The sequence below is a fragment of the Propionispora sp. 2/2-37 genome (assembly GCF_001298735.1).
In the GTDB taxonomy this organism is placed as follows: domain Bacteria; phylum Bacillota; class Negativicutes; order Propionisporales; family Propionisporaceae; genus Propionispora.
In genome coordinates this window covers 56,826-80,800 of record NZ_CYSP01000003.1, presented here as the reverse complement: position 1 = coordinate 80,800, position 23,975 = coordinate 56,826, and the positions used below count along the sequence as shown (strand labels likewise).

Annotated in this window: 17 protein-coding genes and 4 riboswitches; all 17 genes read left to right on the top strand. The window is 46.7% G+C overall.

Annotated features, from left to right (window positions below; all coding sequences use genetic code 11):
• The first annotated feature begins 22 nt into the window (after positions 1–22).
• The 17 genes from P22_RS03760 (at position 23) to P22_RS03675 (ending at position 23,651) form a co-directional block, all read left to right on the top strand.
• Positions 23–1,273, top strand: coding sequence for a PTS galactitol transporter subunit IIC (locus P22_RS03760; protein ID WP_054258885.1), 1,251 nt, complete (start codon positions 23–25; stop codon positions 1,271–1,273).
• A 216-nt stretch (positions 1,274–1,489) separates the two neighbouring features.
• Entirely contained in the window at positions 1,490–1,699 is a 210-nt protein-coding gene (locus P22_RS03755) for a hypothetical protein (RefSeq protein ID WP_054258884.1), read from the top strand.
• A 247-nt stretch (positions 1,700–1,946) separates the two neighbouring features.
• The gene (locus tag P22_RS03750; RefSeq protein ID WP_054259079.1) at positions 1,947–3,116 is read left to right on the top strand and encodes an ROK family transcriptional regulator; all 1,170 of its coding nucleotides are present in this window, start codon (positions 1,947–1,949) and stop codon (positions 3,114–3,116) included.
• Between the two features lie 217 nt (positions 3,117–3,333).
• Positions 3,334–4,827 (top strand): xylulokinase, encoded by a 1,494-nt coding sequence (gene xylB, locus P22_RS03745; RefSeq protein WP_054258883.1) that lies wholly within the window; start codon positions 3,334–3,336, stop codon positions 4,825–4,827.
• Between the two features lie 43 nt (positions 4,828–4,870).
• A complete protein-coding gene (xylA, locus tag P22_RS03740; RefSeq protein ID WP_054258882.1) occupies positions 4,871–6,184 on the top strand; it encodes a xylose isomerase in 1,314 nt (437 codons plus the stop codon).
• Between the two features lie 48 nt (positions 6,185–6,232).
• Positions 6,233–7,312 carry a D-xylose ABC transporter substrate-binding protein gene (gene xylF / locus P22_RS03735; protein ID WP_082378388.1) on the top strand — a complete coding sequence of 360 codons (1,080 nt, stop codon included), beginning with the start codon at positions 6,233–6,235 and terminating at the stop codon, positions 7,310–7,312.
• A 61-nt stretch (positions 7,313–7,373) separates the two neighbouring features.
• Positions 7,374–8,882 carry a xylose ABC transporter ATP-binding protein gene (locus tag P22_RS03730; protein WP_054258881.1) on the top strand — a complete coding sequence of 503 codons (1,509 nt, stop codon included), beginning with the start codon at positions 7,374–7,376 and terminating at the stop codon, positions 8,880–8,882.
• Positions 8,879–10,066, top strand: coding sequence for a sugar ABC transporter permease (locus tag P22_RS03725; protein WP_054258880.1), 1,188 nt, complete (start codon positions 8,879–8,881; stop codon positions 10,064–10,066). Before P22_RS03730 ends, P22_RS03725 begins: the two co-directional genes overlap by 4 nt.
• 106 nt (positions 10,067–10,172) lie before the next feature.
• On the top strand, positions 10,173–11,075 hold the full coding sequence (locus tag P22_RS03720) for a hypothetical protein (protein WP_054258879.1): 903 nt from the start codon (positions 10,173–10,175) through the stop codon (positions 11,073–11,075).
• Positions 11,076–11,299: 224 nt separating this feature from the next.
• Positions 11,300–11,480, top strand: a riboswitch (cobalamin riboswitch).
• Positions 11,481–11,905: 425 nt separating this feature from the next.
• Positions 11,906–14,053, top strand: coding sequence for a methylmalonyl-CoA mutase family protein (locus tag P22_RS03710; RefSeq protein WP_156318843.1), 2,148 nt, complete (start codon positions 11,906–11,908; stop codon positions 14,051–14,053).
• Entirely contained in the window at positions 14,053–16,242 is a 2,190-nt protein-coding gene (gene scpA / locus P22_RS03705) for a methylmalonyl-CoA mutase (RefSeq protein ID WP_054258877.1), read from the top strand. Before P22_RS03710 ends, scpA begins: the two co-directional genes overlap by 1 nt.
• Before the next feature lies 1 nt (position 16,243).
• Positions 16,244–17,368, top strand: a complete 1,125-nt coding sequence (gene meaB / locus P22_RS03700) for a methylmalonyl Co-A mutase-associated GTPase MeaB (RefSeq protein WP_054258876.1) — start codon at positions 16,244–16,246, stop codon at positions 17,366–17,368.
• A 109-nt stretch (positions 17,369–17,477) separates the two neighbouring features.
• Positions 17,478–18,350, top strand: coding sequence for a sirohydrochlorin cobaltochelatase (locus tag P22_RS03695; RefSeq protein ID WP_235814545.1), 873 nt, complete (start codon positions 17,478–17,480; stop codon positions 18,348–18,350).
• A gap of 89 nt (positions 18,351–18,439) precedes the next feature.
• Entirely contained in the window at positions 18,440–19,342 is a 903-nt protein-coding gene (locus P22_RS03690) for a sirohydrochlorin cobaltochelatase (protein WP_054259075.1), read from the top strand.
• Positions 19,343–19,487: 145 nt separating this feature from the next.
• Positions 19,488–20,246 carry an SDR family NAD(P)-dependent oxidoreductase gene (locus tag P22_RS03685; protein WP_054258875.1) on the top strand — a complete coding sequence of 253 codons (759 nt, stop codon included), beginning with the start codon at positions 19,488–19,490 and terminating at the stop codon, positions 20,244–20,246.
• Positions 20,247–20,597: 351 nt separating this feature from the next.
• A riboswitch (cobalamin riboswitch) is annotated at positions 20,598–20,781 on the top strand.
• A 158-nt stretch (positions 20,782–20,939) separates the two neighbouring features.
• A riboswitch (cobalamin riboswitch) is annotated at positions 20,940–21,120 on the top strand.
• Positions 21,121–21,365: 245 nt separating this feature from the next.
• A complete protein-coding gene (locus tag P22_RS03680) occupies positions 21,366–21,551 on the top strand; it encodes a hypothetical protein (protein WP_054258874.1) in 186 nt (61 codons plus the stop codon).
• Between the two features lie 219 nt (positions 21,552–21,770).
• On the top strand, positions 21,771–23,651 hold the full coding sequence (locus P22_RS03675) for a TonB-dependent receptor plug domain-containing protein (protein WP_054258873.1): 1,881 nt from the start codon (positions 21,771–21,773) through the stop codon (positions 23,649–23,651).
• A 102-nt stretch (positions 23,652–23,753) separates the two neighbouring features.
• A riboswitch (cobalamin riboswitch) is annotated at positions 23,754–23,937 on the top strand.
• The last annotated feature ends 38 nt before the right edge of the window (positions 23,938–23,975 follow it).

The window sequence follows — 23,975 nt, the reverse complement described above, 5'->3', positions numbered from 1 at the left end:
TCAAAATATGGGAGGGTAATTTATGGAATTTATTAAATTTATTCTCGATCTAGGCCCCACGGTTATGATGCCGATTATCATTATGGCATTAGGCTTGCTATTTCGTCAGGGATTTCCCAAGGCATTCCGTTCCGGTTTGACTATCGGCATCGGTTTTGCCGGTATCTTTTTGGTTATCGGTATGCTGACCAGCAATCTTTCACCCGCCACGCAGGCTATGGTTAAAAACTGGGGACTGCATCTGGACGTCATGGATGTCGGCTGGCCAATTGCTGCGGCGATTAGTTTTGGCACCCCGATAGTTCCCGCTGTATTTGCCTTAGGCCTTTTTATCAATGTTGTGATGCTGGCGATGAATTGGACCAAAACCATGGATATTGATTTATGGAATTACTGGCATTTTATCTTTTCCGGAGCGTTGGTGATGTACCTGACCAATAGTGCGGTATTGGGCATCATTGCCTCCGGTATTACGATCGTGATTATTTTTAAACTGGCCGACTGGACCCAGCCCTACCTGGAAAAGGTGTTTAATATGCCCGGTATTTCCCTGCCCCACACCGAATCCATATCCTGGGCACCGTTGGGCATTTTTTTTAACAGTGTCATAGATAAGATTCCTGGTATTAATAAAATTGATATTAACCCGGAAAAGATTCAAGAACGGTTCGGTGTTTTTGGGGAGCCGATGCTGATCGGCTTAGTATTAGGCGCGTTCATTGGTGCGCTGGCCGGCTACGATATGAAAGGAATTGTTCAGTTAAGTGTCAATATGGCTGCAGTACTGTTCTTAATGCCCCGCATGGTAAGGATTTTGATGGAAGGGCTACTGCCTTTATCGGAAAGCGGACGGGAATACCTAAATAAACGTTTTCCCGGTAAAGAAGTATTTATCGGACTGGATGCCGCGGTTGTCATTGGAAACCCTTCGGTTATGGCTGTTTGCCTGTTGATGATTCCGATTACACTGCTTCTGGCTGCCGTACTCCCAGGAAACAGGATACTGCCATTTACTGACTTGGCCGGTTTGCCGTTCTGCCTTTTGTGGGCAGTGGCACCAACCGGGGGGAATGTGTTCCGCGGATTGATCATCAGCACCATCTTTATGGTTGGTATCCTCTACATTGCGACTGACCTGGCGACGGTAACCACGCTGATGGCTAAGGGCGTAAATTTCCCCTTCCCGGAAGGCACGGCTGCTATTTCATCATTGGACGGCGGCGCACATTTAATCCCGTATATCTTATTTAAAATTGTCGAATTCTTCCACTAATTAAGGCAGTCCAATGTTCCGGTACAGGGTATGGTTTCTCATACCCTGTACTTTTATATAGAGGTCAGTTGACGAAGCAAGAGTCAATGCACGATACGGACTCGAATAATATAGTAAGAAAAGGTTGATTATATCGGACGGTATTTGCATAAAATAATGGAGCTTTTTTTTAATACATGATACAATAAAAAGGTATTTACATGAGGGAGGTAACTTATGATTTATGAAATGATGAGAGCGATGGCGGGCCCTTATGTTTGTAGTGTGGCAGATGCCTATATTGCTCACCAGGATGTTCTCAATAGCATCGTAGTTGCCGGGGGGATAGCTTGGCTGGTATATGATAGAAAATACCGCAGCCGTCACAAAACCGATGCAGATCAAAAAGCAAACTTTTATGGTCTGAAAGCACCGGAGAAACGCTAGAGCGGATTTTTACATGTTTTTGCAAACGAACTTATAGTATTCCAAAATATTTTTGTAATGGGAAAAGCATAATGAAGGGCTGGCTGGAATAGAAGGTTAGCTTTACACGGTAAAATTGTCAAGAAAGATTTTCCTGTAGAGTGGATCCGGCAGGATTTTCGTCACTTGCTGGCGAATGTTAGCAACCATTAGTTTGTTTGCACAATAAACTAATGGTTGCTAAATTGTTAAGGATAGGTAAATGCATATGAAAACTGCTGATCAGATATTAGTAAAACAAATTAATAAAATGATTGTCTTAAACACCATCTATAGAAAGTGCCCCATATCCAGAGCGGATATTGCCAAGGTTACCGGCCTTAATAAGTCGACGGTATCTGCTTTGGTGGATGAGCTGTTTATGGAGGAATTAGTTCTGGAAACAGGCATTGGCGAATCACAGGGGGGCCGCAAACCCGTTAATCTGTCAATCAATAAAGATGTCGGCCATATCATCGGGATTGATTTAGGTGTTAACTACATCTTAAGTGTTATGACGAATTTTGCCGGAGATATTGTCTGGGAAAAACGGGTTGACTTGCAAGCCACACAAAAATTTCCGGTGCAGCGTATCGCCGATCTGGAAGACTTAATTCAGGAAACCATTATGCATGCGCCACAGTCTGTGCGGGGAATCATGGGAATTGGGATCGGAGTTCCGGGCATTGTGAACTATGAACAGGGGCTTATTTTGTCGGCTCCCAATTTAGCCTGGGAGAATATCGCCCTGCGGGAAATTATAAAAGAGCGCTTTGGCATCCCTGTGTTTATTGATAATGAGGCCAATGCCGGTGCAATCGGGGAAAAATGGTTCGGAGCCGGGAAAAAAGCCGACAATCTCTTATATGTTAGTGCCGGAACCGGGGTGGGGGCGGGAATTATTATTAATAATGAACTGTACCGTGGCTTTAAGGGGCTGGCGGGTGAAATCGGTCATATGACACTGGCGCTGGATGGTATTCCCTGTTCATGCGGCAATACAGGCTGTTGGGAAGAATACTCTTCCGAAAAGGCGTTGTTCCGGTTTATGAAAGAGCATATCAAGGGGGAGACGCTGACTATATTTGATGTGCTCGAGCGAGCTGCCGGCGGTGATGAGCTGGCCCGGGCGGCATTCCGGTATGTGGGAAAATATCTGGGGGTGGGTGTGGCAAATTTGATTAACGCTTTCAATCCTCAATTGGTGATAATCGGCAATACCCTGCCGCTTGCCGGCGACATACTCATGGATGAATTAAGACGGGAAGCAGCCATGCGCTGTTTTTCTTCCAGACATTTTAACGTAAGAATTTTATCTTCGCAACTGAATATGCATGCCTGTGCCATGGGGGCTGCGACCTTAGTGATTTCCCGGATGTACGCCTTGCCCGTGTCCTAAGTTGCTGCTATACACGGGATTGTTCCTACGGGAATAAAAGGATTTGAAAAAATTTTATTTTATATAGAAGGAATATTCTGTTATATATCGAATTAGTTTATCTATCCAACAAACCAAATAAAACCAATACATGGTGTGACGAGAAAATTGGTATTTATTTTTTTAATTAGTTAGTTTATCCGAACAACGAACTTTTGTGAATTAAGGAGGAGTTCAAGTGTTTTTTTTGGGGATTGATCTAGGAACATCGTCGGTAAAAATTTTGTTGCTGGCGAACGATGGGAAGGTTTTACAAACTGTAACCAAGGATTACCCTGTCTATTATCCTAAACCCGGCTGGGCTGAGCAAAATCCTGAAGACTGGTGGGACGCAACCAGAAAGGGTATTCGCGAGATTTTAGATATGACCGCTGGAACTGCACAGGAAGTGAAAGGAATTGGTTTAAGCGGGCAAATGCACGGAATGGTGTTACTTGATCAGGAAGATCGTGTGCTTATGCCGGCTTTATTGTGGTGCGATCAGCGGACGCAGGATGAATGCGATGAATTAACGGAACAATTAGGCTTTAAATTGTCGGAATATACAGGCAACAAGGCGCTGGCCGGCTTTACGGCACCGAAAGTGCTGTGGGTAAGACGCAACCGTCCGGAGATTTACCGCCGCATTGCACATGTTTTATTGCCGAAAGATTATATACGCTGGCGGTTGACCGGAGATTATGCAACCGATGTCTCCGACGCCTCAGGAACTCTGTTTTTTGATGTAGCCAGGCGGGAATGGTCAAGAGAAATGCTGGTATTTTTAGGGCTGTCTGAACAGGTTTTACCTACATGTTATGAATCTTATGAAATCACCGGTCATGTGTCTAAACAAGCCAACGCTGAGACCGGTTTGTGTGCCGGAATTCCCGTTGTCGGCGGTGGCGGCGATCAGGCAAGCGGTGCAGTGGGAACGGGGGTGGTTGCTGCAGGCGGGGCTTCGGTCGCATTGGGGACTTCGGGTGTGGTGTTTGCCTGCCAGGAAAACTATTCGGTGGATAAAGAAAATCGCCTTCATTCTTTTTGTCATGCTAACGGGAAGTGGCATGTCATGGGCGTTATGTTATCGGCTGCATCTTGTCTTAAATGGTGGGTTGAAGAGGTTTGTCAATTGGATGGTTCGGCGGGCTATACAGCCTTGCTGGAAGAAGCCGCAGCAGTGCCGCCAGGCAGTGAAGGACTGGTTTTTTTGCCTTACCTGCTGGGCGAGCGGACACCTTACAGCGATCCTTATGCGCGGGGAACGTTTGTCGGACTGACAATGACACACACTCGTAAACATATGACCAGGGCTATTTTGGAGGGAGTGGCTTTTGGCCTGCGCGATTCGCTGGAAATTATCCGGCAGCAGCATATTCCCGTAGACGAGGTAAGGGTAAGCGGCGGCGGGGCTAAAAGTGTCCTGTGGCGGCAAATTTTGGCCGATATTTTAGGTTTGCCGGTTTGCCTGGTTAACTCAGTGGAAGGTCCGGCCTTCGGAGCGGCCATTTTGGCGGCTGTGGGAGTTGGTGCGTTTGAAGGAGTGGAAAAAGCTTGTAGTGCGATAATTAGAACGGTGGAACAAACGGAACCGTTAACGGCTAATATTGCAAAATATAACGAGTTATATGCGATTTACCACCGATTATACGGCACTCTGCGACAGACCTTCCGTGAACTCGGTAAAATCTAGCGGAGTGGTTGTATAAAATACAATGGTTTTAGGAGGAGAAAGCATGGCGTATTTTACTGGATTGGGGAAAATTACCTATGAGGGGGCGAAATCCAAAAACCCGTTGGCATTTAAGTATTATAATTCCAAGGAGGTAGTGGCTGGTAAGACGATGGAAGAGCATTTGCGTTTTTCTGTTGCTTACTGGCATACGTTCACGCATGAAGGCTCCGATCCGTTTGGCAGCAGTTCCATGCTGCGGCCCTGGGATAAATACACAGGGATGGATAAGGCAAAAGCACGGGTGGAGGCCGCTTTCGAACTGTTTGACAAGCTGGATGTTCCCTTTTTTGCCTTCCATGACCGGGACATTGCCCCGGAAGGCATGACACTGCAGGAAACCAATGCCAATTTGGACGTTATTATCGGCATGATAAGGGATTATCTAAAGACCAGTAAGACCAAATTGTTATGGAATACGGCCAATATGTTTACCCATCCCCGCTTTATGCACGGTGCGGCCACTACCTGTAATGCCGATGTGTTTGCCTATTGTGCCGCCCAGGTTAAGAAAGGGCTGGAAACAGGCAAGGAATTGGGTGCCCAAAACTATGTTTTCTGGGGAGGCCGGGAAGGGTATGTCACTTTGCTGAATACGGATTTGAAGCTGGAGCTGGATAATCTGGCGCGGTTTTTCCATATGGCGGTCGACTACGCCAGGGAAATTGGGTTTGCCGGACAATTTCTGATTGAACCTAAGCCCAAAGAGCCAACCAAGCATCAGTATGACTTTGATGCGCAGACGGCTATGGCTTTTCTCCGCAATTATAATCTGCAGGATGCTTTTAAAATGAATATCGAAGCCAATCATGCCACACTAGCTGGTCACACCTTCCAGCATGAATTAAGAATGAGCCGCATCAACGGCATGCTGGGATCGGTTGACGCTAATCAGGGCGATATGCTGCTCGGCTGGGATACGGATGAATTTCCGACCGATCTATATGAAACAACCTTGGCCATGTACGAGATTTTGCAAAACGGAGGACTGGGGAAAGGCGGGTTGAATTTTGACGCCAAACCGCGCCGCGAATCTTTTGAACCGGAGGATTTGTTCTATGCCCACATTGCCGGTATGGATACCTTTGCCAGAGGGTTGAAAGTGGCGGCAAGACTGATTAAAGATCAGGTGTTTGAAAATATAATAGCCGAACGCTATAAGAGCTTCCGTGAGGGAATCGGCCTGGAGATCGTATCCGGCAAGGCGGATTTTCATACGTTGGAACAGTATGCGCTGCAAAATAAACCAATAATAAATAAGTCAGGCCGTCAGGAACAAATAAAGGCAATTTTGAATCAATATTTGCTGGAAGTGTAGTTAACCACCGGGGAAGTCTGAATTCAAAATAATAGGAGGGGACAAATCGTGTTTAAGAAAAAAAGTGTTTGCTTGCTTATTACGGTGTTTGTTTGTATTGCTTCCTTATTCATGATGGCCGGGTGCACAAGACAGGAGACTACCGCTTCAAAAGATGCGGCAGCCCAGAAAAAGACAGTGAAGATTGGCCTTAGTATGGATGATTTAAGGCTGGAAAGATGGCAGCATGACCGGGATATGTTTGTAGCCAAGGCCAAGGAACTGGGTGCTGAAGTGGTTGTGCAGTCGGCTAACGGAGATGATCAGACTCAGTTTTCACAATGCGAAAATTTAATTGCCCAGGGTGTGGATATCCTGGTTATTATTCCGCATAACGGGGATGTGCTCGCACCGATTATTGAGCAGGCCCACAAGGCGGGAATTAAGGTATTGAGCTACGACCGCCTGATTACCAAGTCGGATGTTGATTACTATATTTCCTTTGACAATGTAAAAGTCGGTGAGTTGCAGGCCAAGGCCATTACCGAACTGGTACCGAAGGGAAAGTATTTCTTAATGGGCGGTTCACCGGTTGATAATAATGCGAAACTGTTCCGGCAGGGACAGATGAATGTGTTAAAACCGTTAATTGATAAAGGGGATATTGAGGTGGTTGGCGATCAGTGGGTTAAAGACTGGCTGCCGGAAGAAGCCTTAAAGATCATGGAAAATGCACTTACTGCCAACAACAACAAGATCGATGCCGTTGTAGCCTCCAATGACAGTACTGCCGGTGGAGCCGTGCAGGCGCTGGCTGCTCAAAATCTGGCCGGCAAAGTGCCGATTTCCGGTCAGGATGCGGAGCTGGCTGCCTGTCAGAGAATTGTGGAAGGCACTCAGACGATGACCGTATACAAACCGATCAAACTATTGGCTCCTTCAGCGGCTGAAATTGCAGTAAAAATCGCCAAAGGCGAGCAGGTGAAAACCGACGGAGTTGTCAATAACGGCAATAAGGATGTTCCTTCCGTCTTGCTAACACCGATAGCGGTTACTGCTCAAAATATGGCTGATACAGTCATTAAAGATGGCTATAACAAGCTGGAAGATGTATATAAAAATGTTTCAAAAGACAAATGGCCTAAGTAATCACTTCCATGGCAGGTGGGGCAGCACCCCACCTGCGTAACTTAAATATGAGGGGATAGTAATGGACGACATGATTTTGGAAATGCAGGGCATTGTCAAAGAGTTCTCCGGTGTAAAGGCTTTGAAAGATGTTTCTTTTGCTGTAAAGAGAGGCGAAATTCATGCGTTGTGTGGAGAAAATGGCGCTGGGAAATCAACTTTGATGAAGGTGTTGAGTGGTGTATACCCACATGAAACTTATCAGGGGGATATCATATTCAATCAGCAAAAGCTGATTATCCATAATATTGCCGATGCGGAGCAGGCCGGCATTGCCATTATTCATCAGGAACTGGCTCTTTTTAAAGAACTGCCTGTATATGAGAATATTTTTATTGGTAATGAAATAAGCTCACGGGGCAGGATTCATATTCCGGCTATGCTGGCGAAAACACAGGAGCTGCTGCAGGAAATGAAACTGGATGTCAGTCCGTATACACCGGTCAAGCAATTGGTGGAAATTTGTAAAGCCTTATCGAAAAATGCAACTTTGTTGATTTTAGATGAACCTACGGCTTCTTTGTCGGAAGGAGAAGTAGAGATTCTTATGGACATTCTGGGACAATTAAAAGCGAAAGGTGTAACTTGTATTTACATATCACACAAACTGGATGAGGTTCTCCGTTTAGCGGACACGGTGACAGTCCTTCGTGACGGCCGGACCATTGGTTCGCGCCCGGCCAGGCTATTGACCAAGGCTGATATTGTACAAATGATGGTCGGACGGGAAATCACCGATTTATATCCCAAGCAAGTCCACGTGCAGAATGAAGAAATTCTTACCGTTAAGAATTATACAGTATACAGCAGCAGTGATCCGGATAAAAAGCTGGTTGACAACGCGAGTTTTTCATTAAAACGCGGTGAAGTGCTTGGTTTTGCAGGACTGGTGGGAGCGGGACGAACCGAATTGGTGTCGGCGATTTATGGCTTTCACAACGGGAAATGTCACGGTGAGGTCTTTCTGGAGGGCAACCGGTTAACTATTCACCATCCCAAGGATTCCCTTAAGCAGGGAATTGCCATGATACCGGAAGACCGCAAACGTCACGGGATTATAGAGATTATGTCGGTAAGAACGAATATGACGCTGGCTAATATTGAGAAATATCGCCGGACGATGGATTATATTGATGATTGCCAGGAATTAAGCGATGCTAATCGTTATCTGGAACGGCTAAAAATTAAAGCTCCCGGCTTAAATACCCGCATTAAAAATCTAAGCGGTGGCAATCAGCAGAAAGTAGTACTGGCTAAGTACCTATTGCGCAAAGTAAAGATATTGATTTTGGATGAGCCGACGCGCGGAATTGATGTGGGGGCAAAATATGAAATCTACAATTTGATTAACAGTCTGACGGCGGAAGGAATTAGTATTATTCTGATTTCATCCGATTTGCCGGAGATATTGGGAATGGCCGACCGTATACTGGTTATGAATGAAGGACGGATTAAAGGTGAATTCGTCAATAGCCAGGATTTGGACCAGGAACAAATCATGCATTGTGCTGTGGGGGGGACTACCGCATGACAACGGAAGTGGAAAGAAAACAAGCTGGTCTTGAAAGCGGACCAAAGATGTCGTTTGCGTCCATGTTTCACTTTGACGTAAAAACATATACCATGATTTTAGCGTTGATATCGATCTGGGCTATTTTTACATTTGCCACCAGCGGGGATTTTTTAACGCCCAGAAACCTGTCCAATTTATTCCGGCAGATGTCTATTACCGGTATTTTAGCGATTGGAATGGTGTTTATTATTATTGCCGGACATATTGACCTGTCGGTCGGATCACTGATGGGACTTCTGGGCGGTGTGGCGGCCGTTCTTAATGTCTGGTACAGAGTGGATGGAATGGTAACGGTGGCGCTAACGCTGGTGCTGGGATTAATGATTGGTATTTTTAACGGCTGGCTGATCGCCTATAAGAAAATACCGGCATTTATAGTGACTTTGGGTGGCATGCTGGTTTTTCGGGGGATATTGGTCGGCATGACCAAAGGCACCACCGTAGCCTCATTGGATTCGAAACTCCGCTTTATCGGCAATGCTTACCTGATTGATGAAATCGGTATTATGCTGGGGCTGGCTGCGATTGCTATTCTGGTGTACCACTCCTTTTCCGGGCGGAAACTGCAAACCCAATATGGCCTGGCGGTTCCGCCGGCGTCAGCTGAAATCGTAAAGATCGCTTTTGCGGCGGTGTTAGTCGGCTTATTTATTATGATTCTAAATTCTTATCAGGGATTTCCGGTGCCGGTGCTGATTTTGGCGATTACGGCGGTAGTGTTTGTGTATGTTTTAAATAAAACGGTTTTTGGCCGCCGGGTTTATGCGATTGGCGGCAATGCCGAGGCGGCGAAGTTGTCCGGAATCAATGTCGAAAAAATGACATTAAGCATTTTTGCACTTAACGGATTATTAGTTTCTATTGCCGGAGTATTACTTTGTTCTCGTTTGAATGCAGCCTCAGTGGCTGCCGGACAAAATGCCGAAATGGATGCTATTGCAGCCTGTGTAATCGGCGGTGCCAGCCTGATGGGCGGCATCGGCAGCGTGGGCGGAGCCATTGTTGGTGCGTTGGTTATGGCCAGTCTGGATAACGGCATGAGTATGTTGAATATAGAAACTTTCTGGCAGTTTATTGTCAAAGGTTCCATTCTGGTGCTCGCGGTATGGGTGGATATTGCAACCAAGAATAAAAGTAAGTAAACGAATAGCGTAACAGTAGATTCGGTTTTCGTGTGACCTGCAATCACATAAAGACCGAATTTCTTTATGGCATCCTCTTTACTAAAATGGAAAGCGAGTGAATCAAATGGCTGTTACCGTTAAAGAAATACAATATAAAACACTGGGAAAATGCGTTGAGTTATCTAATGCTACGATTGAGCTGGTTATTACGACCGATTGTGGGCCCCGGGTCATCCGGGGCGGATTTGTTGGTAAGGCAAATGAATTTTGCGAGGACAGTCCGGCTGTTCAGGAAACATACGGCAACAGCACCTGGAAGATGCGGGGAGGTCATCGTTTATGGCATAGTCCGGAGTATTTTCCGCGTACGTACATGCCGGATAATGAAGCGGTGGCATGGAATCGGGTGAATCATGGCATACGGGTTGTTCAGGAATGTGAGCGCTGGGTGCAGATACAGAAATCTATGGAAATTACGCTGCAGGGCGATAATAAGGTGCGGGTCAAGCATTGCCTGTTGAACCGTAATGCCTGGGCGATTGAAGTGGCGGCCTGGGCTATCACGGTTATGGCTCCGGGCGGAACGGCCGTTGTAGCGCAGCCGTCGCGTGACACCGGCTTCCTGAGTAACCGGGTGCTGGCTTTGTGGCCGTATTCCAAAATGAATGATCACCGGGTATATTGGGGAGAAAAATACATTACGCTGACACAGGACTTAAAGCAAAAGCAGCCTTTCAAGTTCGGTATAGCTAATGAGGCAGGGTGGGCGGCCTACTTTAACCACGGTAACCTTTTTATTAAAAGACATACTCATACCATCGGTGGAACTTATCCGGATTTTGGTGTTTCTTATGAAACCTATACGAATGATTTTATGCTGGAGATGGAAACGCTGTCTCCGGTTGTGAAGCTGGAGCCCGAAAGCAGCTTGCTGCATGAGGAGGAATGGGAATTTATAGCAGGGATTCCTCTAACGGATCCTAGTGAAGACAATATGGATGCGGTTGTAAAAAAATATATACGCTGAGATTCCAACTCGGCACACAGAGCCGGTAAATTTCCCGCTACGGCCGGAGCAGTGCCCTGGAGTGTACAGTTGTTTAGATTCATAACGATCTTTTGCAGGGAAAGATAATATATTGTATTCAATCTGATTTTTGGTGGTTTGGAGCGGTTTTTTGCCGTTACAATGTTTGACAATTATTATGTGACGTGCTATCATGGCAATGTAATCGACTTTTTGACAAATGAATAAATAGTCTGAGGTTAGGTGCCCGAAAGGGCTTAATAGGGAAGTCCGGTGTAAGGCCGGCGCGGTCCCGCCACTGTAATGAGGAGCAAAGCCAAGATATGCCACTGGGAGAAATCCTGGGAAGGTTTGGTTGCGCGATGATTCTGAGCCAGGAGAACTGCCTAGCTGTTAGTCACCGTTTTACCCACGAGCGATGGGGAGGGGATTTCAGTGCAAAACATTTGTGCGTATTTCTTCCCGGCTTACATGAGGCCGGGATTTTCTATTATGATGCCATGTTATTGTCTGTTTTCGAATCTCTCGCTGGCCGGGGGATTCTTTTTTTGATATGTGACACTTCGTTTAGGCTGCGGAGTGGTGACATATAAAACTGTTCAACTCACTATTATTTTATTTATTTTTTGACCGGCAGCCGGTCGATCCGTGCAAACGGATTCCCTTTTTCTACTGGGAAGCGTAATACGGCACTAACCGGTGCGCTTCCTTTCCATACTTGGTTGTAGCAGCATTTCCATCTTTTGATAGGATTTTTTATGACTAAAGGAGTGATCAGTACCGTATTGCCAGGGATGTGAAAAATTGAACAAAAGAAAGGATTTTATACGATGGCCATGGAGAGTAAAAGTGAACAGGAAGTCCTGCCTAAGGTAACGTTTGACGAATTTTCCATTCCGGAATATGAACAGTGGAAACAGGAAGCCGTTACCTCATTAAAAGGCGGTGTTTTTGAAAAGAAGCTGTTAACAAAAACATATGAAAATATCATGCTTCAGCCGATTTATACCAGAGAGCATGTCAAAGCGGTAGGAGACTCCCCTGCTTTGCCCGGTACAGGAAATTATCTACGGGGAACCAGAGTTGATGGATATATAACCGAACCCTGGCTGATTTCTCAGGAATGCGACGAGTTTTTGCCGGAACAGTTTAATACCCTGCTAAAACATGAACTGGAGAAGGGATCAACCGGTATCAATGTTGTCCTGGATACGGCAACAAAGGAAGGCAGAGATGCAGCACCGGAAGTCGATGGTTTGCTGCTGACAACCATTCAGGATGCCGACGAGGCCTTCGCGGGAATTGATTTAACCCTCTATGATCTGCATATGGCTACCGGTGCTTCCAGTACGATGATCTTAGCCATGGTATGTGCCATGCTGAAAGCCAATGGCCGCTCATTTTCCGGTTTGTCGGGATGTATAGGTGCCGATCCGGTAGGCACGTATGTGCAAAATGGGACACTTCCTTGTTCGCTGGATGCGTTGTTTGATGAAATGACTCAAGCCTTGCAATGGGCAGAAGCTGAGATGCCGAAGCTTAGAACCATTTTAATTTCGGGACAGACATATCATAATGGCGGTGCCAGCGACATACAGGAAATAACCTATGCGCTGGCTACGGCCATAGAATATATCCGTGCCCTGCAGATCAGGGGCATAGATTGTAACCGCAGCGCCAAGCGGATGCGTTTTAGTTTTTCACTCGGTGCCAATTTTTTTATGGAAATTGCTAAAATGCGAGCCGCCAGAATGGTATGGGCCCAGATTGTGGAAAGCTTTGGCGGGGATAAAGAAGCGCAAAAAATGAATGTGCATGCCCGGACGTCCCAGTTTACGAAGTCGGTTTATGATCCTTATGTCAATATACTGAGAACAACTACCGAGGCTTTTTCCGGGGTGGTCGGCGGAGTGGACAGCCTGCATGTGGGATGCTTTGATGAGGCTTTGCGGATGGGAGACGAGTTTTCCCGCCGTATCGCCCGGAACACACAGATCATTTTGCAAAACGAATGCAATTTGCGGCAGCCAGTCGATCCAGCCGGCGGTTCCTGGTATATCGAGACCCTGACACAGGAGATTGCGGAGAAAGTATGGAATTTATTGCAGGAGACCGAAAGTTCCGGAGGGCTTTTGAAAGCTTTAAGGCAGGGGCTGCCGCAGCAGGCCGTACAGGAAGTCCTGGAGAAGCGCTTTGGTCAGCTTGCCAAACGGGCTGACCGGGCAGTGGGCATTAATATGTATGCCAATACCCGGGAAAAGCTGCTGGAAGTTACGGCAATCGATACGGAGAGTATCCGCGGCAAGCATACCCGGCAGGTTACAGAATACTGCCGGGACATTGATCAGGTATATTGCGCGGAAAAACTGAAAATAGTAACCGATTCCATGAGTAAAGAGCCGGGAGAATTGCTTGCAGCTGCATTAGAGGCATTTTCCGGCGGCGCCACGATAGGACAGGTAACGGAAGCCATCCGTCAGGACGAGTTCCCGGAGGCGGAGATTAAATCTATCGGCAAACACCGGTTTACCGAACAATTTGAGGCTTTACGCCAAAAAACTGATGATTATAAAGCCAAGACCGGAAATAATTTGAAAATATTCCTGGCCAATATGGGACCTATACCGCAGCATAAAGCCCGTGCTGATTTTTCTACGGGATTTGTTGAAGTAGGCGGTTTTGAGGTGCTGAAAAACGACGGATTTCCTGACGTGGATAGTGCCGCCGCGGCAGCTTTGGCATCCGGAGCGCAGGTGACGGTTATTTGCTCGACCGATGATACGTATCCGGAACTGGTCCCGCCTCTAGCTAAAAAGCTGAAAAGCGAAAAGCCGGAGATGATTGTCATTCTGGCGGGCGCACCGGCGCCCGAATATGAACCTGCCTATCGCGAAGCGGGTGTTGACGAGTTCATTCATATACGGGCTAATTGTTACAAGATACTAAGCTGGCTGCAAACAGCAGGGGGGATTGCCTGATGTACCGTAAACCTGATTTTACCAATATGCCGTTGAAAAAAGAAGACCGGCCCGCTGATGTCGCCGAATGGAAACAACAACTGCAAAAGAAGAACGGAAAGAGTTTTGAAGAATTATACTGGCGGTCCATGGAGCAGATTGATGTGAAGCCGCTATATACGGCCGAGGATTTACAGGGCATGAATCACCTGGAATACATGGCCGGGATTCCGCCGTTTCTGCGCGGGCCATATCCGACTATGTATGTAACGCGCCCCTGGACGGTGCGCCAGTATGCCGGTTTTTCCACAGCGGAAGAAAGTAATGCTTTTTACCGCCGGAATCTGGCTGCCGGGCAGAAGGGCCTTTCTATTGCCTTTGACCTCGCCACACATCGCGGCTATGATTCCGATCATCCGCGGGTTGTCGGCGACGTCGGCAAGGCCGGTGTTGCGGTCGATTCCATTTTGGATATGGAAATTTTGTTTTCCGGTATCCCCCTGGATAAAATGTCGGTTTCGATGACAATGAATGGCGCCGTCTTGCCGGTTATGGCTTTTTATATTGTAGCGGCTGAAGAGCAGGGAGTTAAGCAGGAAGTGCTTTCCGGCACAATTCAAAATGACATTTTAAAAGAATTTATGGTTCGTAATACGTATATTTACCCTCCGGCGGCTTCCATGCGGATTATCGGCGATATTTTTGCTTATACCTCGCAATTTATGCCGAAGTTTAACAGTATCAGTATTTCCGGTTATCATATGCAGGAAGCCGGAGCTACCGCCGATATCGAGCTGGGATACACACTGGCCGATGGGCTGGAATATATACGGACAGGTGTTAATGCCGGCCTGAATATCGATGCCTTTGCGCCGCGGTTGTCTTTTTTCTGGGCTATGGGCAAAAATTACTTTATGGAAGTGGCAAAAATGAGGGCCGGACGTTTATTGTGGGCTAAAATCATTAAACAGTTTGGTCCGAAGAATCCGAAATCCATGGCCCTCAGGACTCATTCGCAGACTTCCGGCTGGAGTCTGACCGAACAGGATCCCTTTAATAATATAGTACGTACCTGCATTGAAGCGATGGCGGCGGCTTTAGGACATACCCAGTCTTTGCATACCAATGCGCTTGATGAAGCCATTGCTCTGCCGACCGATTTTTCGGCCCGGATTGCCCGGAATACGCAATTATATTTACAGGACGAAACGCAGATTTGCAAGGTGATTGACCCCTGGGGCGGTTCTTATTATGTGGAAGCATTGACCGACGAATTAGCCCGCCGCGCCTGGGCGCATATCCAGGAGGTAGAGGAGCTTGGCGGTATGGCTAAGGCCATTGATACCGGTTTGCCGAAAATGCGTATTGAAGAAGCTGCTGCCAGACGGCAGGCCCATATTGATTCCGGGAAGGAAATGATTGTTGGTGTCAATCGCTTCCGGTTGGAGAAGGAAGATCCGCTGGATATTCTGGAAGTCGATAATACGGCGGTACGGCAAGCCCAACTTAAACGGCTGGAAACGTTGCGGGCCAACCGTGACGAAGACAAGGTACAGTCTTGCCTGGAAGCGATTACCAATGCAGTGGAGACCGGTGAGGGAAATTTGCTGGATCTGGCAATAAAAGCCACAAGAGCCAGAGCCAGTCTGGGGGAAATCTCCTATGCGGTGGAAAAAGTCTGCGGACGGCATAAGGCGGTGATTCGATCGATATCAGGCGTATACAGCAGTGAATTTGCTGATGAGGATGAGATTGCCGAAGTACGGAAAATGACGGATGAATTTGAAGCAAAAGAAGGTCGCCGGCCCAGAATTATGATCGCCAAGATGGGGCAGGACGGTCATGACCGTGGAGCGAAAGTCATTGCCACGGCTTTTGCCGATCTGGGATTTGATGTGGATATCGGACCGCTCTTTCAAACGCCGGAGGAAACCGCGCAGGACGCAGTAGATAATGATGTCCATGTTGTGGGCATGAGTTCATTGGCGGCCGGACATAAGACACTTTTGCCACAGTTGGTGGAAGAACTAAAAAAACGCGGACGGGAAGATATCATGGTTGTGGCCGGCGGAGTTATCCCGGCGCAGGATTATGAATATTTAAAAGAACATGGCGCGGCTGCCATTTTTGGTCCGGGAACCGTCATCCCGGTGGCAGCAAGAAAAGTGTTGGAAGAATTAATGCGACGTTTGGCCTGGGAAGAGGCATAATATGAGTACCTATAAGCCGGACTGGGCACCGAAAAATGCCGGCAGTGAATTTGCCTGCCGGGTGATGACCGGCGTTGCCGGAGGCCATGACGGCATGCCGGGAATCATTACCGGTGCGGCAAAACCGGCCGATGCCAGCAAGAGAAAGAAACTGGGTGTGGAAGACTATGTGCAGGGCGTTTTGGCAGGCGACCGGGTCGTATTGTCAAGGGCGATCACATTAATTGAGAGCAATGCACCGGCGCATATGGATATGGCACAACAAGTACTGCAACAGCTTCTGTCTTTTGCAGGCAACTCTCTGCGTGTGGGGATTACCGGGGTTCCCGGTGCCGGCAAGAGTACGTTTATTGAAGCACTCGGCTGCATGCTGTGCGACAGTGGGCATAAGGTGGCTGTATTGGCTGTTGATCCCAGCAGCAGTGTGACCAAAGGCAGTATTTTGGGCGATAAAACCCGCATGGAAAAGCTTTCTAAAGAGCCGGGAGCATTTATCCGGCCATCCCCGTCAGGAGGTACGCTTGGCGGGGTGACCCGTAAGAGCCGTGAGACACTGCTTCTTTGTGAGGCTGCAGGATATGATGTGATACTGGTAGAAACGGTCGGCGTCGGGCAAAGTGAGATTTCCGTACGGTCTATGGTGGATTTCTTTTTGCTGGTGGTTTTAACCGGAGCCGGGGATGAATTGCAGGGAATGAAAAAAGGGGTTATGGAACTGGCGGATGCCATTTTGATTAACAAAGCCGATGGGGATAATATGCGCCGGGCCATGGCAGCCAGAGTAGATTATGACCGTATTCTTCACTATCTGCGCCCGGCTACCGAAGGGTGGCAAACCAAGGCCTATACCTGTTCGGCACTAAGCGGGACGGGAATTGCCGATATTTGGTTTGTTATTACCGAATTTCAGGAAAAAATGAAAAAATCGGGAGTGTTCAACCAGCGGCGTAAGGCGCAAACCATTTCCTGGGTATATTCCATGGTGGAGGAGCATTTGCATAATTTGTTTTTTCAGCATCCGAATGTATTAGTTAATAAGGCCGCAATTGAAAAAGATGTGATTGAGGGGCGGCTTTCGGCAACTATGGCAGTGAAACAGCTCATTCACGCTTTTGAGGTAAAATAGCCGGCGGTTGGTTGCACCCGGATATAGGATTTTACAGGCAGCCGGTGAATGATTACGCTATCTGAAAAAATAGTATTTGAAAATAGCGCATTAGAAAGTGGGGAAGGTTTTGGCAGATCATAGGATAAACGATAAAGCTGAGAAAAAAGCCATTCTGGTGATTAGCTTTGGAACAACTTATCCGGAGGCATTAAAGGTTAGCATTGAAGCTATTGAACAAAGAATTAAAGAAGTGTTTGCCACATATGAAGTTCGCCGGGCGTTTACTTCCCGAACGGTTATCCGTATTTTAAGTAAACGGGATGGATTTAATATTGATAATGAAAGGGAGGCCTTGCTTCGCCTGCAGAAAGATGGCTATAGTGAAGTATATATTCAGCCGCTGCATGTGGTACCGGGTGCGGAATACGATAAGATTAATCAGCTGGTAAGTGAATATACCCGTATGGACTGCCCGGTTTTTAAAAAAATAGCCTTGGGCCGGCCGCTTTTAGCGAACACAGGACAGGGAGAAACTCGGGACGATTATTTGACAGCTATTGCGGCTGCCTGCAAGCAGGTTCCTGACCTGGAGGAAAAAGAGGCTGTCGTCTTTATGGGACACGGCGGGCAACACCCGGCCAATGCCGCTTATGCGTTGCTGCAGCGGAAATTTGAGGAAGCCGGATATAATCATATTTTTGTTTACACAGTGGAAGGTGCGCCTTCCCTGCAGCGGGTTATGGCTAAACTAAAAGAGAAATCTTTCAGCAAAGTATTGCTGATGCCATTTATGCTGCTGGCCGGTGACCATGCGCTTAACGATATGACCGGTCCGGACGAAGATTCGGCGCAATCTCAGCTGACGGCAGCAGGGTTCCAGGTCCGTTCTTATGTTCATGGCCTGGGAGAAAACACTTTTATTCAGGACTTATATATACAGCATTTGCAGGATGCGATTGCAGCTTTTGCAGGGCATAATGTTGTTAAAAACACTAACTAAAGGTGTTTTAATAAAAATGTTAAGGAGTGGATTGAATGGTTAGAAAAAGGGTACTCATGATTCTAGCGGTGTTTGTTATGACGCTGTGTATGGGATTTGCAGCTTTTTCCCCGGTGACGTACGCAGCGGAGGCAAATGCTGCCAAGAAAGCGATTTTGGTGGTCAGTTTCGGGACAACCTTCCCGGATACCCGTAAAGCGACAATAGACAGTGTTACGGAAAAGATACGCACAACTTTCCCGGATTATGAAGTTCGTCAGGCGTTTACTTCCCGTATTATTATTAAACGGGTACAGGAGAATGAAGGCATTAAATATGATACGGAAAAGCAAGCGTTGGCAAAACTGCAGGCGGACGGGTATAAAGAGGTTATTGTACAGCCGCTGCATATGGAAGCCGGCGATGAATATGACAAGGTGCGCAAGGTAGTTGAATCGTATCAAGGAACAAAAGCCTTCGATAAAATTGCCTTAGGCCGTCCCATATTGTATTATGTAGGCCAGGAGGAAAAACCGGACGATTATATGATTGCCATCAAAGCATTGCAAAAGCAATTTCCTAAAATCGACCGCAACGAAGCTGTTGTCTTTATGGGCCATGGCGGAGTACATCCCTCCAATGCCGCCTATGCCGCTTTGCAGATGAAAATAAAAGACGCCGGTCTCAACAATGCCTTTGTATTTACAGTGGAGGGCTATCCCAGCTTTGAGAATTTATTGGAAACCTTGAAAGCCAATAAAATCAAGAAAGTTACGTTAATGCCGTTAATGGTGGTAGCCGGTGATCATGCCAATAACGATATGGCAGGAGATGAAAGCGATTCGTTCAAGTCGCAATTGCTTGCAGCCGGTTACAAGGTGGATACCTATCTTCATGGCTTAGGTGAAAACGCAGCCATCCAGGATATTTATGTTCAACACGTAAAAGATGCTATCAGCGGTGAACTGACCCAAAGAAGTGCCGATGCACCGTCGATCCCTGTTATTGAATAATAAATAAAAGAGCGCCGTTTCCGGCTCAAAACCGGCAACCGGCGTTTTTTTTGGTGTGAATAAAACAGGATGCGGAAGCTGTTATCTTCTCAGGATAAACATGGTACAATAAAGAAGTACAGACAAATAAGGAGCGTCATAATAGATGTTTAGAGAAAAAACGGTTTTAATTACAGGGGGAACATCGGGAATTGGCTTGGCAACCGCCAAATTATTTCTGGAACAAGGGGCAAAAGTTGCTTTGGTGGGACGCAACGAAACAAGAGGTATGGAAGCGTTGGAAACACTCGGGAGATTTTTCCGTCAGACTAGCTATATCCAGGCTGATATTGCTAAAATTGAAGAGTGCCGGAAATGTGTTGAAGAAACGGTCCGGCAGTTTGGCAGTATTACCACTGTCATTAATTGCGCCGGTACATATATGGAGAAAGCGATTGACGAGATCACGGAAGACGAGTACGAGTACGTCATGAATGTCAATGTGAAAGGCACGTATTTTGTTTCCAAATTTGCTATACCTGAATTAAAAAAAGCAGATCAAGGGGCGATTGTGAATATATCCTCCGATGCCGGACTTCAGGGGAACTGGCTTTGTACGGCATATTGCGCCGCTAAAGGCGCAATTAATACGTTTACCAAAGCATTGGCGTTGGAACTGGCTCCGTACGGTATCCGGGTGAATGCGGTATGCCCCGGTGATGTGCATACACCGATGTTGGACAGGCAGTTGGAGCGTGTCATGGACCGGGAGAGAGCCATCAAGGATATGAACAGTATTTATCCCTTGGGAAGAATGGCTTTGCCGGAGGAAGTGGCTAGGGTGATCTGTTTTTTGGCCTCTTATGAAGCCTCTTTTGTTACCGGTGCGTTGTGGCCGGTGGACGGTGGATTAACTGCCGGCTGATTAAAAGAATGACTTCAATCATCAAATGGTATCTTGAAAAGGAAGTTTTAAATCACAATAACATACAGAGGGATAGGTGCCCTACGGGGCTTAATAGGGAAGAGCGAAAGACTGGTGCAGTCCCTCCGCTGTTAGGTTTCTTTTATAATCAACTTTTACGGCTGTACAGGTTAATTATAAAAGAACCCTTTTTTTAGTCTGCTTTGCGTCGGCAAGCAACCATAAATGCCGGTGTCCGTCTATTTATTTGTTTGATTCGTTTGAGAATTATTGTGTTTTCCTTTTATTGACAATTTCTTTGAGGAAGAGTATGATTAAAGGAGATTCAAAGAAAAATCAAATGATGTATATTCGGCAATATATGAGACAGGTGCCTTTAGAGGCTTAATAGGGAAGACCGGTGAAAAACCGGCGCGGTCCCGCCACTGTAACAGGGAGCGAATCCAAGGTATGCCACTGGGACGGAAAGTTCCGGGAAGGTTTGGACGAGCGATGATCTGGAGCCAGGAGAACTGCCTGTTTGACAGTCACCGTTTTTCACCCACGAGCGATGGGGAGGGGATTTATTTAGAACAATCCATCCTTCCCGGTATAGTAATGCCGGGATTTTAATTTTGATGGACAGAACACAACCCTCCCTGTATAACCCGGGGAGGGTTGTGTTCTGTAGCCGGATTGAAATATAAAACATGAATAGAATATAGCGAGACGGGTGCCCTTAGGGGCTTAATAGGGAAGTCCGGTTAAAAGCCGGCGCGGTCCCGCCACTGTAACGGGGAATAAGCTCATGATATGCCACTGGGATAAATCCCGGGAAGGTTTGAGTACATGATGATCCGGAGCCAGGAGAACTGCCTGTTTAACAATCGCCGTTTTGACCTGCGCGTGACAGGAAGGGGATTATTGGAGTGTCTGGATGTCGCTCCGGCAGGGTACTGCCGGAGTTATGATAAACGGGTTTCTCTTATGATCAGTCTTGTCATGACGAAAAAGACTGGTATAAGGGGAACCCGTTTTTTGCTGGTAAGGAACCACCCTTTGAGACACTGGTACAACTGATTCTGGAAAATCGCAGCGAGCAGGAAATCGAAACAGTGATCTTCTTGTATCCAGGTCGGTTTGCCGGTTACACTGGCACAGGTCGGTATCCGGTTTTTTTCTGAGGATGAAATATACCAGGTCGTGGAAGTGGCCTGTGCTGATGGTGAGATGATCCATAATGAGCCGTTTGCCGTGACGGTGGACAGTGTATACAGTGCCATTCTGGCTGCCGATGCACTGGGAAAATCCTATTTGCGGGCATAGTTGCAAAAAGAATTTTGGGCAGATAGCGGATCGTTCAATGAAAGCCTTATCTCCTGCCGTGAGCCGGAGATTTTTCTTGATAAAAGCGGTATTGACGCCGGATTTAGGGCAGACGTATTTAGTGTAAAGGAGGTGATTCACCGTTCTGAAACAGGAATTTTCTTATAGAGTACCTGGTAACGTCAGACAGGTAACTATCATAAATCAGGGAGAGAAAACATGAGAAAATGGAAGCAGGATATTTTGATTTTACTGGCAGGGTGTTGGCTGGCAACACCGATGACAGCGGCTGCTGGGCAAGAAGAGCAACCGGAATTCAGACTGGAGGCTGTCAATGTTACGGCCTTGCGCTATGAGGCGACCGATTTGGAAACGCCGGCAGACATTTCCGTATATACTCAGGAGCAACTTAAAAGGACGGGGGCCAATACTTTAGTAGATGCCTTGAAGTTTACCAATGGACTGATGTACCAGTCGATGGGGCCTTACGGACAGGCTAACGGCAGCATGACCAGTAAGCTGGCGATCCGCGGAGTGGAAAAGGGCACCCTGGTATTGTTAAACGGCGTCCCGATCAATTTGAACGGGTATTACTATTTGGATCAGATACAGCTTGACCAGGTGGAAAGGGTGGAAATACTGAAGGGCAGCGGTTCGGTATTATATGGCAGTGAAGCGTTTGGCGGTGTTATCAATATTATTACGAAAAAGACCGTCCAGAATAGTGTCCGCTTTTCTCCGGGCAGCGAGGGGCCGGTTTATGGAATCACGCTGCAACAAGACAAGCTGAGCATGATTTATGATTATAGCAGGCCCAAAGATACAGGAATTATTGCTCCCAAGACGCTAACCGGCTATGGTGATAGTGAGAAAGACAATCTGTCATTGGGTTACCGGCTCAATGATCATGTTAATATCAATTATCTGTACAGTCGTACCGACTACCCGCTATATAAGAAGAATACCGATAGGACAACCAAAGAAATCCGCGATTATACCGACACCAAACATTTTTTACAGCTGGAGTATAAAGAAGGAGATTGGTTAAACAAACTTTTTTGGAATCACCAGACACTGGATAATGAAAAAACTGCCTATAAGTATCCGTCGGGAGGCGTCAAGGCTACCATTACCAATGAAAGCAGTAAAAATGATGTCTGGGGGCTGTCAACCCAGAAAAACTGGAACCATCATGGCGCGAACTGGGTTTCCGGCCTGGATATCCAGTACGAAGCTTATGAAAGTTCAAAAGCAATGACAGATCATTCCCGCAATCATTATTCGGCCTTTCTACAGTGGGATAAAAACCTTACGGATAAGACCAAGGTTATTTTAGGTGCCCGTGAAGATTTGGTACATACTGATGATGGTCAGCATATTGATGCATTTTCGCCGCAGTTGCAAACGGTGACCAAAATTACGGACAACAGCTCTTGGTATACAAATATCGGAAAATCATTCCGTATGCCGACGTTTACCCAGTTATACAAGGACAAGGAAAGTGATTTTGTTTCTAATCCGGATCTGAAACCGGAAACGGGCTATAACTATGAAATCGGTTACAAAAAACAATATAATAGTTCCCAGGTAAAAGTAGCGTTATTTCATGTGGATATTTCCGATCAAATTGACTGGAAAGCAATTGGCGGAGGGAAAAGTCAGGCACAAAATATGGCCGGTTTCCGCAATACCGGTATTGAGGTGTCCTACGACAAAAAAGCCGGAGAACATGTATCTTATTCTTTAGGCTGCAGCTACGGCAATCCCAAGCAACAGGCGACTGCAGAGGACCCCTGGATACGCACCATGGGACGAATCCAGCTGACCGGTTCGGTCAATTATCAAAACGGCCCGGTAACGACTGCTTTAAGTGCCATGTATTACGGGGACAGAATTGCTGAAGATGATTCAGGTACCCCTGTCAGCCGGAAAGCTATGTTGCCGGTAAACCTGCATATTGGTTATGAATTGGCCAAGCATCAAACGCTTACTTTTGATGTGGACAACCTGCTTAATCGTAAAGATATCACTACGAATGGTTCTTCTGAATATTATGCAATGGAACGTTCCTATAAACTGGGATATATTTATCGCTTTTAAAAAGAGGATACAAACCGGAGTATACAGTATTTCACAACAGAAGTATTTGACATTCTTGCTATAATGTGCTATTTTTAACACGAAAGTTACAGATTGTACGAACTGAATATGCTAGAGACAGGTGCCCGTTTAGGGCTTAATAGGGAAGACCGGTTAAAAGCCGGCGCGGTCCCGCCACTGTATTGGGGAGCAAACTCAAGTGACGCCACTGGGATGAAAATCCTGGGAAGGTTTGAGCGAGCCATGATCCAGAGCCAGGAGAACTGCCTGTTTGACAGTCACCGTTTGTTTACCCACGAGCGATGGGGAGGGGATTTTGGATAC

Excerpts from the sequence above, each read along its gene's own strand:
- P22_RS03710 (WP_156318843.1), top strand. The coding sequence starts at position 11,906 with ATGGCCATGGAGAGTAAAAGTGAACAGGAAGTCCTGCCTAAGGTAACG.
- P22_RS03725 (WP_054258880.1), top strand. The coding sequence starts at position 8,879 with ATGACAACGGAAGTGGAAAGAAAACAAGCTGGTCTTGAAAGCGGACCA.
- xylA (WP_054258882.1), top strand. The coding sequence starts at position 4,871 with ATGGCGTATTTTACTGGATTGGGGAAAATTACCTATGAGGGGGCGAAA.
- meaB (WP_054258876.1), top strand. The coding sequence starts at position 16,244 with ATGAGTACCTATAAGCCGGACTGGGCACCGAAAAATGCCGGCAGTGAA.
- scpA (WP_054258877.1), top strand. The coding sequence starts at position 14,053 with ATGTACCGTAAACCTGATTTTACCAATATGCCGTTGAAAAAAGAAGAC.
- P22_RS03760 (WP_054258885.1), top strand. The coding sequence starts at position 23 with ATGGAATTTATTAAATTTATTCTCGATCTAGGCCCCACGGTTATGATG.
- P22_RS03750 (WP_054259079.1), top strand. The coding sequence starts at position 1,947 with ATGAAAACTGCTGATCAGATATTAGTAAAACAAATTAATAAAATGATT.
- P22_RS03675 (WP_054258873.1), top strand. The coding sequence starts at position 21,771 with ATGAGAAAATGGAAGCAGGATATTTTGATTTTACTGGCAGGGTGTTGG.
- P22_RS03690 (WP_054259075.1), top strand. The coding sequence starts at position 18,440 with ATGGGATTTGCAGCTTTTTCCCCGGTGACGTACGCAGCGGAGGCAAAT.
- P22_RS03685 (WP_054258875.1), top strand. The coding sequence starts at position 19,488 with ATGTTTAGAGAAAAAACGGTTTTAATTACAGGGGGAACATCGGGAATT.
- P22_RS03730 (WP_054258881.1), top strand. The coding sequence starts at position 7,374 with ATGGACGACATGATTTTGGAAATGCAGGGCATTGTCAAAGAGTTCTCC.
- P22_RS03720 (WP_054258879.1), top strand. The coding sequence starts at position 10,173 with ATGGCTGTTACCGTTAAAGAAATACAATATAAAACACTGGGAAAATGC.
- P22_RS03755 (WP_054258884.1), top strand. The coding sequence starts at position 1,490 with ATGATTTATGAAATGATGAGAGCGATGGCGGGCCCTTATGTTTGTAGT.